The organism is Streptomyces maremycinicus (assembly GCF_001184025.1).
Classification (GTDB): domain Bacteria; phylum Actinomycetota; class Actinomycetes; order Streptomycetales; family Streptomycetaceae; genus Streptomyces; species Streptomyces maremycinicus.
The window spans coordinates 231,959-247,466 of sequence record NZ_BBYG01000009.1; the positions used below are offsets into that span (position 1 = coordinate 231,959).

The following is a 15,508-nucleotide window of genomic DNA, read 5'->3' on the forward strand; positions in this document are numbered from 1 at the left end:
GGACGGGAAGGGGCCGGGCAGTCGCCCGGCCCCTTCCGTGTCGTCCTACTGAGCGTCAGCCCATGTGCGGGTACGCGTAGTCGGTCGGCGCGACCAGCGTCTCCTTGATGGCGCGGGTCAGCGTCCAGCGCATCAGGTTCTGCGGGGCACCGGCCTTGTCGTTGGTGCCGGAGGCGCGGCCGCCGCCGAAGGGCTGCTGGCCGACGACGGCGCCGGTCGACTTGTCGTTGATGTAGAAGTTGCCGGCCGCGTAGCGCAGCTTCTCCATCGTGTACGCGGCGGCCGCGCGGTCGCCCGCGATGACCGAGCCCGTCAGGGCGTAGTCCGAGACCGACTCCATCTGCGTCAGCATCTCGTCGTACGCCTCGGCGGAGCTGTCGTCGTACACGTACACGGCGAGGAACGGGCCGAAGTACTCGGTCGTGAAGACCTCGTTCTCCGGGTCGGTGCACTCGACGACGGTCGGGCGGACGAAGTAGCCGACCGAGTCGTCGTAGGAGCCGCCCGCGACGATCGTGCAGGTCGGGTCCGCCTTCGCGCGGTCGATCGCCGCCTTGTTCTTGGCGAAGGAACGCTCGTCGATGACGGCGCCGACGAAGTTGGCGAGGTCGGTGACGTCACCCATGGTGAGGTAGTCGACCTCGGCCGCGAACTCCTCCTTGAAGCCGGAGTTCCAGATCGACGCCGGGATGTACGCCCGGGAGGTCGCGCTGCACTTCTGGCCCTGGTACTCGAAGGCGCCCCGGGTGAGGGCCGTCTTCAGCACCGCGCGGTCCGCGCTCGGGTGGGCGACGACGAAGTCCTTGCCACCGGTCTCGCCGACCAGGCGCGGGTAGGAACGGTAGTTCTCGATGTTGGCGCCGACCGTCTTCCACAGGTGCTGGAAGGTCCTGGTCGAGCCGGTGAAGTGGATGCCGGCGAGGTCGCGATGGGTCAGGGCCACCTCGGAGACCTCGAGGCCGTCGCCGGTGACCAGGTTGATGACGCCCTTGGGCAGCCCGGCCTCCTCCAGCAGCTGCATCAGCAGGACGGCCGCGTGGGTCTGCGTCGGCGACGGCTTCCACACGACCACATTGCCCATCAGCGCGGGCGCGGTCGGCAGGTTGCCCGCGATGGCGGTGAAGTTGAACGGCGTGATCGCGTAGACGAAGCCCTCGAGCGGGCGGTGGTCGAGGCGGTTCCACACGCCCGGGGAGTTCGCCGGGGGCTGCTCGGCCAGGATCTGGCGGGCGTAGGCCACGTTGAAGCGCCAGAAGTCGACCAGCTCACAGGGACAGTCGATCTCCGCCTGCTGGGCGGTCTTCGACTGGCCGAGCATGGTGGAGGCGGCGAGCGTCTCGCGCCAGGGGCCGGCGAGCAGTTCGGCGGCGCGCAGGATGATGGCGGCGCGGTCGTCGAAGGACATCGCGCGCCAGGCGGGCGCGGCGGCGAGGGCCGCGTCGACGGCGTCCTGCGCGTCCTGCCGGGTGGCGTTGGCGTAGGTGCCGAGGCGGGCCTTGTGGTTGTGCGGCTGCACGACGTCGAACCGGGTGCCGCCGCCCATCCGCCGCTCGCCGCCGATGGTGCAGGGCAGGTCGATCGGGTTGTCGGCCAGCTCCTTGAGCTTGGCCTCCAGCCGGGCGCGCTCCGGCGAGCCGGGGGCGTAGCCGTGCACCGGCTCGTTGACGGGGGTGGGGACCTGGGTTACCGCGTCCATGTCTTCCGTTACTCCTTCTGAGCGGGTGTTTCGATCGAGGGGGTGGGCTCAGCCCTTGCTGATCATCGAGCGGACGAAGAACCGCAGGTTGGCCGGCTTCTCCGCCAGGCGGCGCATGAAGTAGCCGTACCAGTCGGTGCCGTAGGCGGTGTAGACGCGCATGCGGTGGCCCTCGGCGGCCAGTCGCAGGTGCTCGTCGCCGCGGATGCCGTACAGCATCTGGAACTCGTACTCGTCCAGCTTGCGCCCGGCCTTGCGGGCGAGCTCCTGCGCGATGGAGATGAGGCGCGGGTCGTGGGACCCGATCATCGGGTACCCCTCGCCCTCCATCAGCGTGCGCAGGATCCGGACGTACGCCTTGTCGATCTCGTGCTTCTGCTGGTAGGCGACCTCGGCGGGCTCCTTGTAGGCGCCCTTCACGAGCCGCACCCGGCTCCCGCTCGCGGCGAGCCGGCGGGCGTCGGCCTCGGTGCGGAACAGGTAGGCCTGGATGACACAGCCGGTCTGCGGGAAGTCCTTCCGCAGCTCCTCGTGGATGGCGAACATCGAGTCGAGGGTGGTGTGGTCCTCGGCGTCGAGGGTGACGGTGGTGCCGATGGCCGCGGCGGCCTCGACGACCGGGCGCACATTGGCCAGCGCCAGCTCATGGCCCCCGTCCAGCGCCTGGCCGAACATCGACAGCTTGACGGACATCTCCACCCGCTCACCGAGCTCCAGCTCCGCGAGCCGGTCGACCAGCGCCAGGTAGGCGTCCCGGGCGGCGGCGGCCTGCTCGGGCCTGGTGATGTCCTCGCCGACGACGTCCATCGTCAGCTCCAGCCCCCCGGCGGTCAGCCGCTCGACGATCGGGACGATGTCGTCGACCGTCTCGCCGGGGATGAAGCGGTCCACGACCTGCTTCGTCACCGGGGCCGCCGAGATCAGGCGTCGCATCCGGTCGCTGCGCGAAGCGGCGAGAATCACGGGACCCAGCACGGGGCACCTCCACATACCAACCCATACGAGGCCGTTGCCCGACGCTCGGGGAACGGCACGGAGAACCACCGTGAAACCTAAGGATCCCTCCGATCGTGTGCCATCGACAGCTGTCACGCATCCGCGCCACGGATCTCAGACAGATGTATGAAGGGCAGGCGGACATGCGGGAGAATGCCGGGGTGACAGCCGACCACCAGGGTGACCACCAAGAGCTCGTCGACGAGATCTCCGAGCTGCTGGGCGCCCCCGCGACCCTGGAGAACCGGGACTTCGAGCTGATCGCCTTCGGCGCCTACGACAGCGAGGGCGAGCTCGACGCGTCGGCGCTGGATCCGGTGCGCACCCGCTCGATCCTGACCCGGCGCTCCACGGCCGCCGTCCGCACCTGGTTCGAGGGCTTCGGCATCACCCGCGCGACCGGCCCGGTGCGGATCCCGCCGACCCCGGAGGCCGGGGTGTACCGGGGGCGCGTCTGCCTCCCCGTTCGGCACCGGGGGGTCGTCCTCGGCTATGTCTGGCTGCTCGCCGACGACCCCGGGCCCTCGGACGCCCAGCTGGCGGCCGCGATGGAGGTGACCGCGCGGATCGGCGCCCTGCTCGCCGACGAGGCCCAGCACGGCGCGGACCTCACCCGCGAACTGCGGGCGGTGCTCACCGCGCAGCCCGACTGGCAGCGGGACATGGCGGTGGCGGAGCTGCGCACCGCGCTCGGCGCCCGCGCGGACGGCCCGCACACGGTGGTGTGTGTGACGCCCTGGCCGTCCGCCGAGCCGGACGACGCGCCCTCGCTGCGCACGCTGCCGGGGGCGACGGCGCTGTGCACGGTTCCGTGGGACGCGGCCACCTCGACCGCCGGCGGGACGGCGGGGAAGACCCGGTCCCCGTCCCTCGCCCTGCTGGTACGCCTGCGCTCGACGGACACCCTCACCCCGGCGACGTCGGCGGCGGCCCGGCTGCTGGAGCGGGCGGACGGGGCCGCCGCGGGAGTGGCCGCGGGGCGGCTCGGCCTCGCCGAGCTCGGCGAGGCCTGGCGGGAGGCGTCGGCGTCGGCCCGGGCGGTCCTGGCGGAGCCCGGCCTCGGCCCTGTCGCCCGGTGGGCGTCCATCGGCCCCTACCGCCTGCTGACCGCCCTGCCCCGGGAGACCGCCCAGGACCCGGCCGTACGGGCCCTGTTGGCGCCCTCCCACCGTGAACTCGCCCGCACGGCCGAGGTGTACCTCGACCGCGCGGGCCAAGCAGGCCGCACGGCGGCCGAGTTGGGCATCCACCGGCAGACCCTCTACTACCGGCTGTCCCGGGTGGAGCAACTGACCGGCCTGGACCTCGACGACGGCGAGGACCGGCTGCTCCTGCACATGACCCTCAAGGCGGCCCGTCTGCCCTAGGGCATGTCCCCGGTCAGCTCTTCGCGGCGCCCGCGATCACCCGGCGCAGCCCCTCGGTGAGCTGTGCCGCGTCGGTCGCCGACTCCGGGTCGAAGAGCCACTGGACCATGAGCCCGTTGAGGAGGGTCTGGTAGAAGCGGCCCTCGGTGTCCACGGTCTCCTTGTCGAGCCGGTCCTCCGGGATGCCGTTGAACAGGGGCACGATCCCCGACCGGCCCTGCTCCTGCGCCTCGGCCAGCAGCTTGCGCACCTCGGGGAGCCGGTCGCCCTGGACGATGAGCTCGAAGCTCAGCAGCCAGATCGCCCGCGTCCGCGGCACCGAGCCGATGATGTTGGCCCACACCTGCTGGAAGCGCTCCAGTGACCCGGCGGCCGCCGTCATCGCGTCCCCCGCGCCCCACCCCGGGTCGAACTCGTCGCCGGCGCCCTCGATCAACGAGATGTACGCCTGCGCGAGCAGCGCGTCCTTCGACCCGTAGTGGTAACCGATGGACGCCAGATTGGTCCCCGACTCCTTGACGACGTCCCGCGCGGTCGTGCGCAGGAACCCCTTCTCCAGCAGGCAGCGCTTGGCGCCTTCGAGCAGATCCTCACGGTGTCCCATGGCCGCCACCCTACCGCCGATCCATACAGACGTCCCATACAGACGTACTACACAGATGAATTATACATTCGTTCTAGACAACCGTTTAATACGCTCGTACAGTCACCGTCATGACGAACACGACGCACTCGACGAGCACCACCGAACCCCCGGTGGGCCGGGCCGGCCGCCGTGAATGGACCGCGCTGGGCGTACTGATGCTTCCGCTGCTGCTGGTCTCCATGGACGTCTCCGTCCTCTACTTCGCGATCCCGGCGATCAGTTCGGACCTGGAACCGACCGGCACCCAGCAGCTGTGGATCTTCGACATCTACGCCTTCGTCCTGGCGGGCCTGCTGATGACGATGGGCTCTCTCGGCGACCGCGTCGGCCGCCGCAGGCTCCTGCTGATCGGCGCCGCGGCCTTCGGCACCGCCTCACTGATCGCGGCCTACGCGGACAGCGCCGAGACCCTGATCGCGGCCCGCGCGGTCCTCGGCATCGGCGGCGCGACCCTGATGCCCTCGACGATGGCCCTGATCCGCACGATGTTCACCGACCCGGGCCAGCGCGCCAAGGCGATCGGGATGTGGTCCGCGGTGATGACGGGCGGCATCGCACTCGGCTCGGTGATGAGCGGCCTGCTCGTCCAGTACTTCTGGTGGGGCTCGGTCTTCCTGGTCAACCTGCCCGCGATGGTCCTGCTGCTGGTCCTCGGCCCGGTCCTGCTGCCCGAGTCCCGTGACCCCGCCCCCGGCCGCTTCGACTGGCCGAGCGTCCCCCTGTCGATGGCCGCCGTCCTGCCCGTGATCTACGGCCTGAAGGAGATCCCGTCCGAGGGCTGGCACGCGGAGTACGTCGTCTCCGTCACCGTCGGTCTGCTCTTCGCGGCCCTCTTCGTCCACCGCCAGCGCACCGCGGCCTCACCGATGATCTCCCCGGCCCTGTTCCGCGGCCACGGCTTCGCCCCCGCCCTCGCCCTCAACCTGGTCTCCGCCTTCGGCATGCTGGGCTCGGCGTTCTTCACCACCCAGTACCTCCAGTCGGTCCTCGGCAAGAGCGCGCTGGAAGCGGCCCTGTGGGCCCTGCTCCCCTCGGTGCCGATCGGCCTGGCGGCCCCGGTCGCGACCTCCCTGGTCCAAAGGGGCGTCGACCGCGCCCACGTCGTGACGGCCGGTTTCGCGATCGGAGCGAGCGGCTACGCGCTGCTGGCCCTCGCCGGGACGGACTCGATGTGGCTCGTGCTGACCGCCTGCGCGGTCCTGGCCTGCGGAATCGTCATGGTGCTGTCCCAGATGACGGACCTGGCGATGGGCGCGGCCCCGGTCGAACGCGCGGGCTCCGCCTCCGCCCTGCTGGAGACCGGCACCGAGTTCGGCGGCGCCCTCGGCATGGCCGTCCTCGGCTCCATCGGCACCGCGATCTACCGCCACGACATCCCGGTCACGGCTCCGCCCGGGGCCCGCGAGACCCTCGGCGGCGCCCTCGCGGTGGCGGACCGTCTCCCCGGGCGCACGGGAGACGCCCTGGCGACGGCCGCACGCGAGGCGTTCACCAGCGGCATGCAGGGCGCGGCGATCGCCGGGGCGCTGCTCCTCGCCGGCGCTGCGGCGGCGGCCTCGGTGACCCTGCGCAGGAGCCCCGTGAAGTAACCCGAACACCACGGAAGCCGGGCGGACCGGATCGCTCCGGTCCGCCCGGCTTCCCCTGGGCGGGGGCCCGGGGGCGGCTTCCCCCGGGCGGTGCGCCACCCTCAGACGAGGTTCACCGCACGCGCGGACGTCGCGCCGATCTCCGTGGCCACCTCGGCCAGCACGCCGGCAGGCACCGTGTCGTCGACGGTCAGCACGGCCAGCGCCTCGCCGCCCACGGCCGCGCGGGCGACCTGCATACCGGCGATGTTGATGCCCGCCTCGCCGAAGACCCGGCCCACGGTCCCGACGACACCCGGACGGTCCTCGTACTTGAGGACGACCATGTGATCGGCGAGCGCGAGGTCGACGTCGTACTCGCCGACCGCGACGATCTTCTGGAGGTGCTTCGGACCGGCCAGCGTGCCGGAGACCGACACCTCCTCGCCGTCCGAGAGCGTGCCGCGCACGGTGACGACGTTGCGGTGGTCGGCCGACTCGGAGCTGGTGGTCAGCCGCACCTCGACGCCGCGCTCCTGCGCGAACAGCGGGGCGTTGACGTAGCTGACGGTCTCGTCGACGACGTCCTCGAAGACACCCTTGAGAGCCGACAGCTCCAGCACCTTCACGTCGTGCTGGGTGATCTCGCCGTACACCTCGACGTCGAGGCGGGCGGCGACCTCACCGGCGAGCGCGGTGAAGATCCGGCCGAGACGCTCGGCGAGAGGCAGACCGGGCTTGACGTCCTCGGCGATGACACCGCCCTGGACGTTCACCGCGTCCGGCACCAGCTCGCCCGCGAGGGCCAGCCGCACCGAACGCGCGACCGCGATACCGGCCTTCTCCTGGGCCTCGTCGGTCGAGGCGCCGAGGTGCGGGGTGGCCACGACCTGGTCGAACTCGAACAGCGGGGAGTCCGTGCAGGGCTCCTTCGCGTAGACGTCGAGGCCGGCGCCGGCGACCCGGCCCTCCTTCAGCGCCGAGTACAGCGCCTCCTCGTCGACGATCCCGCCGCGCGCGGCGTTGACGATCCGCACGCTCGGCTTGACCTTGCGCAGCGCCTCGTCGCCGATCAGACCGACCGTCTCGGGGGTCTTCGGCAGGTGGACGGTGATGAAGTCGGAGACCTCGAGCAGCTCGTCCAGCGACAGGACCTTCACACCCATCTGCGCGGCACGCGCGGGCTGGATGTAGGGGTCGTACGCGACGACCTTCATGCCGAAGCCGGACATGCGCTGCGCGACGAGCGCGCCGATGCGACCGAGACCCACGACACCGAGGGTCTTCTCGGCCAGCTCGACACCCGTGTACTTGCTGCGCTTCCACTCGCCGTTCTTCAGCGCGGCGTTGGCCTGCGGAATGTGGCGGGCGGTGGCGAGCAGCAGACCGCAGGCCAGTTCGGCGGCGGTCACGATGTTGGAGGTGGGGGCGTTGACGACCATCACGCCGGCCTTGGTGGCGGCGGGGACGTCGACGTTGTCCAGGCCGACGCCGGCTCGCGCGACGACCTTCAGCTTCTTCGCGGCGGCGATCGCCTCGGCGTCCACCTTGGTGGCCGAGCGGATCAGGATCGCGTCGACGTCGGCGATGGCCGGGAGCAGTTCGGCTCGGTCCGCTCCGTTGCAGTGCCGGATCTCGAAGTCCGGGCCAAGCGCGTCCACAGTCGCGGGCGACAGCTCTTCAGCGATGAGTACGACAGGTTTCGAGCTCACGTGAGTCCTCACAAGTCATGGGTGCACCTCCCATGCCCTCCAGGCTATGGGGGAGCGTGCGGACGGCCGTCCCGACGGCCGCAGGCGGAGGAGGGGCTAGCCGCGTGGAAGACGCACGACGCTGTGGGCCTGACGCGTATTAGTCCAGCAGTGTAGTGCTGCCGCGGAGACCGCCTCACGCCTCCGCGGAAGGATCACCCGTCCGTGGTTGGACGGGATGGACAACGGGGCCGGAGCGTCCCGCTCCGGCCCCCCTGCCCCGAGGCCTTACGCCTCTTCGTTCACCCAGCTCATCAGCTTGCGCAGCTGCTTGCCGGTGGTCTCGAGCAGGTGCTCCGAGTCCGCGTCCTTGTACTCGTTGTACTTCTTCAGGCCGCCGTGGTACTCGTCCATCCAGTTCTGGGCGAAGGTGCCGTCCTGGATCTCGGCGAGGACCTGCTTCATCTCGGCCTTGGTGGCGTCGGTGATGATGCGCGGGCCGGTGATGTAGTCGCCCCACTCGGCGGTCTCGGAGACGCTCCAGCGCATCTTCTCCAGGCCGCCCTCGTACATGAGGTCCACGATCAGCTTCAGCTCGTGCAGGCACTCGAAGTAGGCGATCTCCGGCTGGTAGCCGGCCTCGACCAGGGTCTCGAAGCCCGCCTTGACCAGCGCGGAGGTGCCACCGCAGAGGACGGCCTGCTCACCGAACAGGTCGGTCTCGGTCTCCTCGGTGAAGGTCGTCTTGATGACGCCGGCGCGGGTGCCGCCGATGCCCTTGGCGTACGACAGGGCCAGCGCGAAGGCGTTGCCGGTCGCGTCCTGCTCGACGGCGGCGATCGCGGGGACGCCGCGGCCCTCCTCGTACTGGCGGCGCACCAGGTGACCCGGGCCCTTCGGGGCGACCAGGGCGACGTCGACGCCGGCGGGGGCCTTGATGAAGCCGAAGCGCACGTTGAAGCCGTGCGCGAAGAACAGCGCGTCGCCGTCCTTCAGGTTCGGGGCGATGGACTCCTCGTAGACCTGGGCCTGGATCGGGTCCGGGATGAGGATCATGATGACGTCGGCCTCGGCGGCGGCCTCGGCGGGGGTCACCACGCGCAGGCCCTGCTCCTCGGCCTTGGCCTTGGACTTGGAGCCCTCGTGCAGACCGACCCGGACGTCGACACCGGAGTCACGGAGCGACAGGGCGTGGGCGTGGCCCTGGCTGCCGTATCCGATGACCGCGACCTTGCGGCCCTGGATGATGGACAGGTCGGCGTCGGCGTCGTAGAACAGCTCGGCCACTTTGGGTTCTCTCCTTGGGTGCAGGTGTTGCGTCCCACCGTATGACGGCGGGCGGAAGGGAAGTCTCGGGGTCTCGGTATACGGGCGGTCGGTGATCACCGGCCGCCCGGATCCGTTCGTACGAAGACCGGTTACGTACTTACGCCGACCGGTCGAGGGCGCGCAGCGACCGGTCCGTGATCGAACGGGCGCCGCGGCCGATGGCGATCGTGCCGGACTGGACCAGCTCCTTGATGCCGTACGGTTCCAGCATCTTGAGCATGGCGGACAGCTTGTCGTTGCTGCCGGTGGCCTCGATGGTCACGGCCTCCGGCGACACGTCGACGGTCTTGGCGCGGAACAGCTGGACGATCTCGACGATCTGCGAGCGCGTCTCGTTGTCGGCGCGCACCTTCACCAGAACGAGTTCGCGGTGAACGGCCTGTCCCGGCTCCAGCTCGACGATCTTCAGCACCTCGACGAGCTTGTTGAGCTGCTTGGTGACCTGCTCCAGCGGGAGGGCGTCGACGCTCACCACGATCGTGATCCGGGAGATGTCGGCGTGCTCGGTGACGCCGACGGCGAGCGAGTCGATGTTGAAGCCCCGGCGGGAGAACAGGGCGGCGATCCGGGCCAGGATGCCCGGCTTGTTCTCCACCAGGACGGAGAGCGTGTGCTTGGACATGTCTTCTTACGTCTCTCTCGCTCAGTCGTCTTCGTTGTCGCCGAAGTCGGGGCGGACGTCCCGGGCGGCCAGGATCTCGTCGTTGGAGGTGCCGGCGGCGACCATCGGCCACACCATCGCGTCCTCGTGGACGATGAAGTCGACGACGACGGGACGGTCGTTGATGGAGTTCGCCTCCTCGATGACCTTGTCGAGGTCGTCCGGGGACTCACAGCGGATCGCGTAGCAGCCCATGGCCTCCGACAGCTTCACGAAGTCGGGGACGCGCGTACCGCGGGCGTCCGGGTTGACGTCGTTGGGGCCGGAGTGCAGCACGGTGTTGGAGTAGCGCTGGTTGTAGAACAGGGTCTGCCACTGGCGGACCATGCCGAGGGCGCCGTTGTTGATGATGGCGACCTTGATCGGGATGTTGTTCAGGGCGCAGGTGGTGAGTTCCTGGTTGGTCATCTGGAAGCAGCCGTCGCCGTCGATGGCCCAGACGGTCTGGCCCGGGGCACCCGCCTTGGCGCCCATCGCGGCGGGGACCGCGTAACCCATCGTGCCCGCGCCGCCGGAGTTCAGCCAGGTGGCGGGCTTCTCGTACTGAATGAAGTGCGCGGCCCACATCTGGTGCTGGCCGACGCCCGCGGTGAAGATCGTCCCCTCGGGGGCGAGCTGCCCGACGCGCTCGATGACCTGCTGCGGGGAGAGCGAGCCGTCGGAGGGCTGGTCGTAGCCCAGCGGGTAGGTCTCGCGCCAGCGGTCGAGGTCCTTCCACCAGGCGGTGTAGTCGCCGGTCTGGCCCTCGCTGTGCTCCTTCTGCACCGCCTGGATCAGGTCGGCGATGACCTCGCGGGCGTCACCGACGATCGGCACGTCGGCGGCGCGGTTCTTGCCGATCTCGGCCGGGTCGATGTCCGCGTGCACGATCTTGGCGTGCGGCGCGAAGCTGTCGAGCTTGCCGGTGACGCGGTCGTCGAAGCGGGCGCCGAGGGCGACGATCAGGTCGGCCTTCTGGAGACCGGTGACGGCGGCCACCGAGCCGTGCATGCCCGGCATGCCCAGGTGCTGCGGGTGGCTGTCGGGGAACGCGCCCAGCGCCATCAGCGTGGTGGTGACGGGCGCGCCGGTCAGCTCGGCGAGGACCTTCAGCTCGGCGGTGGCACCGGCCTTGACGACACCGCCGCCGACGTACAGGATCGGCCGCTTGGCGGCGGTGATCAGCTTGGCGGCCTCGCGGATCTGCTTGGCGTGCGGCTTGGTCACCGGGCGGTAGCCGGGCAGGTCCATGACCGGCGGCCAGGAGAACGTCGTCTTCGCCTGGAGGATGTCCTTGGGGATGTCGACCAGGACCGGGCCGGGGCGGCCGGTGGAGGCGATGTGGAAGGCCTGCGCGATCACCCGGGGGATGTCCTCGGCCTTGGTGACCAGGAAGCTGTGCTTGGTGATCGGCATGGTGATGCCGACGATGTCCGCCTCCTGGAAGGCGTCCGTGCCGATCGCCTTCGACGCCACCTGGCCGGTGATCGCCACGAGCGGCACCGAGTCCATGTGGGCGTCGGCGATCGGGGTCACCAGGTTGGTGGCGCCCGGGCCCGAGGTGGCCATGCAGACGCCGACCCGGCCGGTGGCCTGCGCGTAGCCGGTGGCCGCGTGACCCGCGCCCTGCTCGTGGCGGACCAGGACGTGGCGGACCCTCGTCGAGTCCATCATCGGGTCGTAGGCGGGCAGGATCGTGCCGCCGGGAATGCCGAATACCGTCTCGGCGCCGACCTCCTCGAGAGAACGGATGAGGGACTGCGCACCCGTCACGTGCTCGACGGTCGCGGAGTGTCCTCCGGATCGGGGCCGCGGCTGCGGATGGGCCCCGGTGGCCTGCTCGGTCATCGGCATTCTCTTCTCGATGCTGAGGGTTTTACTGAGGGTCTTACTGAGGTTTTCGCTGAGCGTCTTGCTGAGGGCTTCTCCGCTGCGGCACGAGGGCCGCGGCGGGTTTTGTGCAACAAAAAACCCCTCGTGCCAAAAGGCAAGCGAGGGGAGCGCGCCGGGTGGGGTCGCTGGGAGTTCCGGGTCCGTCCGGAGCGTCACCAGCTTCAGCCGACGCGCTTTCCAAGTACGAGAATTCGGGTGCGCATGGCATTGACCCTCCCCCCGGCGCGCACCGACTGTCAAGTGGGTGGGACGGGCGTCTCATTATGTGAGCGAAGGGCACTACCGCTCCCCAGTACGGCCGTGACACCGCCGGCGACGCCACCGGCGTGGACACCACTGGTGTACACCCCGGCGCCACCGCCCGCGAACGCGGGCTCGGCCGGTCCGTGCGGCACCGGATAGCGGCCGGTCGCGAGGGCCCGGCGCAGCCGGTACTCGTCGAGCGGCCCGGAGAAGGCCATGCCCTGCCCGTGCGTGCAGCCCATGGCCCGCAGGGCGACCACCTGCTCGGGGAGATCCACGCCCTCGGCGACGGACTGGAGCCCCAGATCGGCGGCGATCCGCAGCAGACCGCTGGTGATCTTGTGCAGTCGCGCGGACTCGACGACCCCCTCGACCAGCGAACGGTCGAGCCTGAGCACGTCGACGGGGAGCCGCCGCAGCGCCGTGAGGGCCGCGTAGCCGCTGCCGAAGCCGTCGAGGGCGATCCGCACCCCCAGGCGCCGCAGCGCCCCCAGGCGGCGCTCCAGCTCGTCGAGCGGCACCCTCGGATCGGTGTCGGAGAGTTCCACCACGAGGGAGCCCGACGGCAGCCCGTGCCGGGTCAGCAGCGCCTCCACCGAGCCCAGCGGCATCGACCGGTCCAGCAGCCGCCTGGCGCCCACCCGCACGACCACCGGCAGGGTGAGGCCGCTCGCGGCCCGGTCGGCCGCCTGCTCGACGGCCTCCTCCAGCATCCAGCGCCCGAGTTCGGCCGTCTTGTCGCTGTCCTCCGCGACCCGCAGGAACTCGGCGGGTGTGAAGAGCACCCCTTGCGAGGAGCGCCAGCGGGCCTGGGCGGCGACCGACGAGATCCGGCCGTCCTCCAGCCTCACCACGGGCTGGTGCAGCAGCGCGAACTCGCCGTCGTGCAGCGCGGCACGCAGCCGCGTGGCCAGCTCCGTCTTGCGGACGACGTCCTGCTGCATCTGCGGCTTGTACAGCTCGACCCGGCCCTTGCCCCCCGCCTTGGCGCGGTACATGGCGAGGTCGGCGTTGCGCAGCAGTTCACCGGCGCCCAGACCGGCCTCGGCGAAGGCTACGCCGATGGAGGCGGCGACCCGGACCTCGTTGCCGTCGATGAGGTACGGCTGCGACAGCGTGAGCCGGAGACGGTCGGCGAGTTCCACTATGTGGCGTTCCCGGGCGGCGCGGTCACGGGTGCCGTCGCCGACGATCAGGGCCGCGAACTCGTCGCCGCCCAGCCGGGAGGCGGTGTCGCCCTTGCGGACCGCCTCCTGGAGCCTGCGGGCGGCCTGGACCAGCAGTTCGTCGCCGGCCGCGTGACCGATCGTGTCGTTGACGGCCTTGAAACCGTCGAGGTCGATGAAGAGGACCGCCGTGTTGCGCAGGGCGGGACCCCGGTCGGAGCTGCGGCGGCCGGACAGGGCCTGCTGGACGCGCCGGGTGAACAGGGCGCGGTTGGGCAGGTCGGTGAGCGGGTCGTGTTCGGCGTTGTGCTGGAGCTGCGCCTGGAGCCGCACCCGTTCGGTCACGTCCCGGCTGTTGAAGATCAGGCCGCCGTGGTGACGGTTGACGGTCGACTCGACGTTGAGCCAGCCTCCGTCGCCGGAGCGGAAGCGGCACTCGATGCGCGTGGTGGGTTCCTCCGAAGGGACCGCGGCGAGGAAGCGGCGCACCTCGTGCACCACACAGCCCAGGTCCTCGGGGTGGATGAGATCGGCCAGTTCGGAACCCACCAGGTCCTCGGCGGGCCGGCCGTAGACCCCGGCGGCGGCCGGGGAGACATAGCGCAGGACGCCGCTGGGCGCGGCGATCATGATGACGTCGCTGGAGCCCTGCACCAGGGAACGGAAGTGGTTCTCCTTCTGGGCCAGTTCCTGGGTGAGGGTGATGTTGTCGAGCAGCATGATCCCCTGGCGCACCACGAGGGCGAGCACGACCGTGCCGCCGGTCAGCAGCACCACGCGGTCGACGCTGCGGCCGTTGAGGACGTTGTAGAGGATGCCCAGGGTGCAGACGGCGGCCGCGAGATAGGGAGTGAGCGCGGCCAGGGAGCCGGTGATGGGCCGGGTGACCGGATACCGGCTGTGATCACCTCCCTGGGGAGGCGCCTGGTCGGGACGCTGGGCGGAGGGATGCGCGGACGCAGGCCCGGCCGCGCCGGCCGCCGTGCGCGACGGCGCGTGGGGGCGCCTCGTGGGTCGCTGGCCGGGTACGTGTTCGTGCACCACACGCGTGTGTCCCTCGTCCGCGGCCGACCGCTGCTGACGGGAGGCGGCCCAGGGCGCGTACGCCAGGAGCAGCGAGCCCGCGAACCAGCCGGCGTCGAGGAGCTGGCCCGAGCGGTAGTTGTTGTGCAGCAGCGGCGAGGTGAACAGGGCGTCACACATGACGGTCAGCGCGAGCGCGCCGACGGCCGTGTTCACCGCCGTACGGTTCACCGTGGTGCGCCGGAAGTGCAGCACCAGCACCATGCTCACCAGGGCGATGTCGAGCAGCGGGTACGCGAGCGAGAGGGCGGCGTGCGCCACGCTCGGTCCGTCGAACTTCGCCGCCTGGGCCAGTGCGAGGCTCCAGGACAGGGTGAGCAGCGAGCCGGCGATCAGCCAGGCGTCCAGCGCCAGGCAGACCCAGCCCGCCTTCGTCATGGGTCGGGCTGCGAGCACGAGCAGTCCCACGATGGCGGGGGGCGCGAAGCACAGGAAGAACAGGTCGGCGAAGCTGGGGCTGGGTACGGGCCGTCCCAGGACCACCTCGTACCACCCCCAGACCAGGTTGCCGAGGGCCGCCATGGCCGAGGAGATCGAGAACAGCAGCCAGGCGGGTCGAAACCGGACGCGGCGACTGCGGGCGTAGAGGAAGCAGGACACGGCCGCGGTGCCCGCCGCCGCGCTCAGCCCGAAGTCCCCCATGATCAGCGCGAGCCGGTCGGAGCCCCAGCCGAGCGCGGAACCGACGGCGTATCCCGCGCACAGGAGGGCGAGCAGCAGCTGGTGGACGAGGTTCTTGCCGGGGCCGCCGAAGGACGGCGGCGCGGTGCGGGGCCTCCCCGTCGAGGACTGCGTGCGCAGCGCTCCGTCGAGGAGGGGCGTGGAGGTCGGCGGCGGACTCACCGGTTCCTCCCGGTCCGCGTCACTCCCGGATCCCTCGGGTCCCGGACCGACGGTGGCGCGTGCTCTCCGTGACCACCACACCGGTGACGGTGCCGGCCGGGGTGAGTTCCGTGACCGTGTCGGCGCGCGGTGGAGCGCCAGGGTCGCCGCCGGCGGCTCCGCCGCGTCGGATCGTTCGTCCATAGGCCGTGCATCGCCCGTCGCCCCCCTCACATGTCTGAGATGTCCATCCCTGACGCCGAATGCGCGCGGCGCAGCCCCTGTCGGGACGATACACCAGTCTCGTCACTCAGGGACATAGTTCCTCTACGCTGCGTGACGATCATCGGCATATGCGCCCGGAAGGG

10 protein-coding genes are annotated in these 15,508 nt (G+C 70.7%); 2 read left to right on the forward strand and 8 right to left on the reverse strand.

The features are described from left to right. Positions 1 to 55 precede the first annotated feature (55 nt). Positions 56 to 1,696 carry an L-glutamate gamma-semialdehyde dehydrogenase gene (gene pruA, locus AOQ37_RS05620; protein WP_062641829.1) on the reverse strand — a complete coding sequence of 547 codons (1,641 nt, stop codon included), beginning with the start codon at positions 1,694 to 1,696 and terminating at the stop codon, positions 56 to 58. A 48-nt stretch (positions 1,697 to 1,744) separates the two neighbouring features. Then, positions 1,745 to 2,671 (reverse strand): proline dehydrogenase family protein, encoded by a 927-nt coding sequence (locus AOQ37_RS05625; protein WP_062641831.1) that lies wholly within the window; start codon positions 2,669 to 2,671, stop codon positions 1,745 to 1,747. Between the two features lie 164 nt (positions 2,672 to 2,835). Here AOQ37_RS05625 and AOQ37_RS05630 point away from each other — a divergent pair, with 164 nt between their 5' ends. Beyond that, entirely contained in the window at positions 2,836 to 4,059 is a 1,224-nt protein-coding gene (locus AOQ37_RS05630; RefSeq protein ID WP_062642463.1) for a PucR family transcriptional regulator, read from the forward strand. Between the two features lie 13 nt (positions 4,060 to 4,072). On the opposite strand, the gene AOQ37_RS05635 is transcribed toward AOQ37_RS05630, so the two are convergent. Continuing rightward, a complete protein-coding gene (locus AOQ37_RS05635) occupies positions 4,073 to 4,663 on the reverse strand; it encodes a TetR/AcrR family transcriptional regulator (protein ID WP_062642465.1) in 591 nt (196 codons plus the stop codon). A 110-nt stretch (positions 4,664 to 4,773) separates the two neighbouring features. Here AOQ37_RS05635 and AOQ37_RS05640 point away from each other — a divergent pair, with 110 nt between their 5' ends. Then, on the forward strand, positions 4,774 to 6,294 hold the full coding sequence (locus AOQ37_RS05640) for an MFS transporter (RefSeq protein ID WP_062641833.1): 1,521 nt from the start codon (positions 4,774 to 4,776) through the stop codon (positions 6,292 to 6,294). Between the two features lie 101 nt (positions 6,295 to 6,395). Here the strand turns inward: AOQ37_RS05640 and serA are convergent, their stop codons facing one another. The 5 genes from serA to AOQ37_RS05665 form a co-directional block, all read right to left on the reverse strand. Beyond that, complete coding sequence (serA, locus tag AOQ37_RS05645) at positions 6,396 to 7,985, reverse strand: phosphoglycerate dehydrogenase (RefSeq protein WP_062641834.1); 1,590 nt, start codon at positions 7,983 to 7,985, stop codon at positions 6,396 to 6,398. A 267-nt stretch (positions 7,986 to 8,252) separates the two neighbouring features. After that, entirely contained in the window at positions 8,253 to 9,251 is a 999-nt protein-coding gene (gene ilvC, locus AOQ37_RS05650) for a ketol-acid reductoisomerase (RefSeq protein WP_020131430.1), read from the reverse strand. A 139-nt stretch (positions 9,252 to 9,390) separates the two neighbouring features. Further along, positions 9,391 to 9,915 carry an acetolactate synthase small subunit gene (gene ilvN / locus AOQ37_RS05655; protein WP_020131429.1) on the reverse strand — a complete coding sequence of 175 codons (525 nt, stop codon included), beginning with the start codon at positions 9,913 to 9,915 and terminating at the stop codon, positions 9,391 to 9,393. A gap of 21 nt (positions 9,916 to 9,936) precedes the next feature. Further along, positions 9,937 to 11,781 (reverse strand): acetolactate synthase large subunit, encoded by a 1,845-nt coding sequence (locus AOQ37_RS05660; protein ID WP_107085129.1) that lies wholly within the window; start codon positions 11,779 to 11,781, stop codon positions 9,937 to 9,939. A gap of 281 nt (positions 11,782 to 12,062) precedes the next feature. After that, the gene (locus AOQ37_RS05665) at positions 12,063 to 15,161 is read right to left on the reverse strand and encodes a putative bifunctional diguanylate cyclase/phosphodiesterase (RefSeq protein WP_062641838.1); all 3,099 of its coding nucleotides are present in this window, start codon (positions 15,159 to 15,161) and stop codon (positions 12,063 to 12,065) included. Positions 15,162 to 15,508: the final 347 nt, after the last annotated feature.

What these genes read in the sequence shown, in the direction of transcription:
- pruA (WP_062641829.1), bottom strand. Translation starts at nt 1,696, where the DNA reads ATGGACGCGGTAACCCAGGTCCCCACCCCCGTCAACGAGCCGGTGCAC.
- AOQ37_RS05630 (WP_062642463.1), top strand. Translation starts at nt 2,836, where the DNA reads ATGCGGGAGAATGCCGGGGTGACAGCCGACCACCAGGGTGACCACCAA.
- AOQ37_RS05635 (WP_062642465.1), bottom strand. Translation starts at nt 4,663, where the DNA reads ATGGGACACCGTGAGGATCTGCTCGAAGGCGCCAAGCGCTGCCTGCTG.
- AOQ37_RS05640 (WP_062641833.1), top strand. Translation starts at nt 4,774, where the DNA reads ATGACGAACACGACGCACTCGACGAGCACCACCGAACCCCCGGTGGGC.
- ilvN (WP_020131429.1), bottom strand. Translation starts at nt 9,915, where the DNA reads ATGTCCAAGCACACGCTCTCCGTCCTGGTGGAGAACAAGCCGGGCATC.
- AOQ37_RS05660 (WP_107085129.1), bottom strand. Translation starts at nt 11,781, where the DNA reads ATGACCGAGCAGGCCACCGGGGCCCATCCGCAGCCGCGGCCCCGATCC.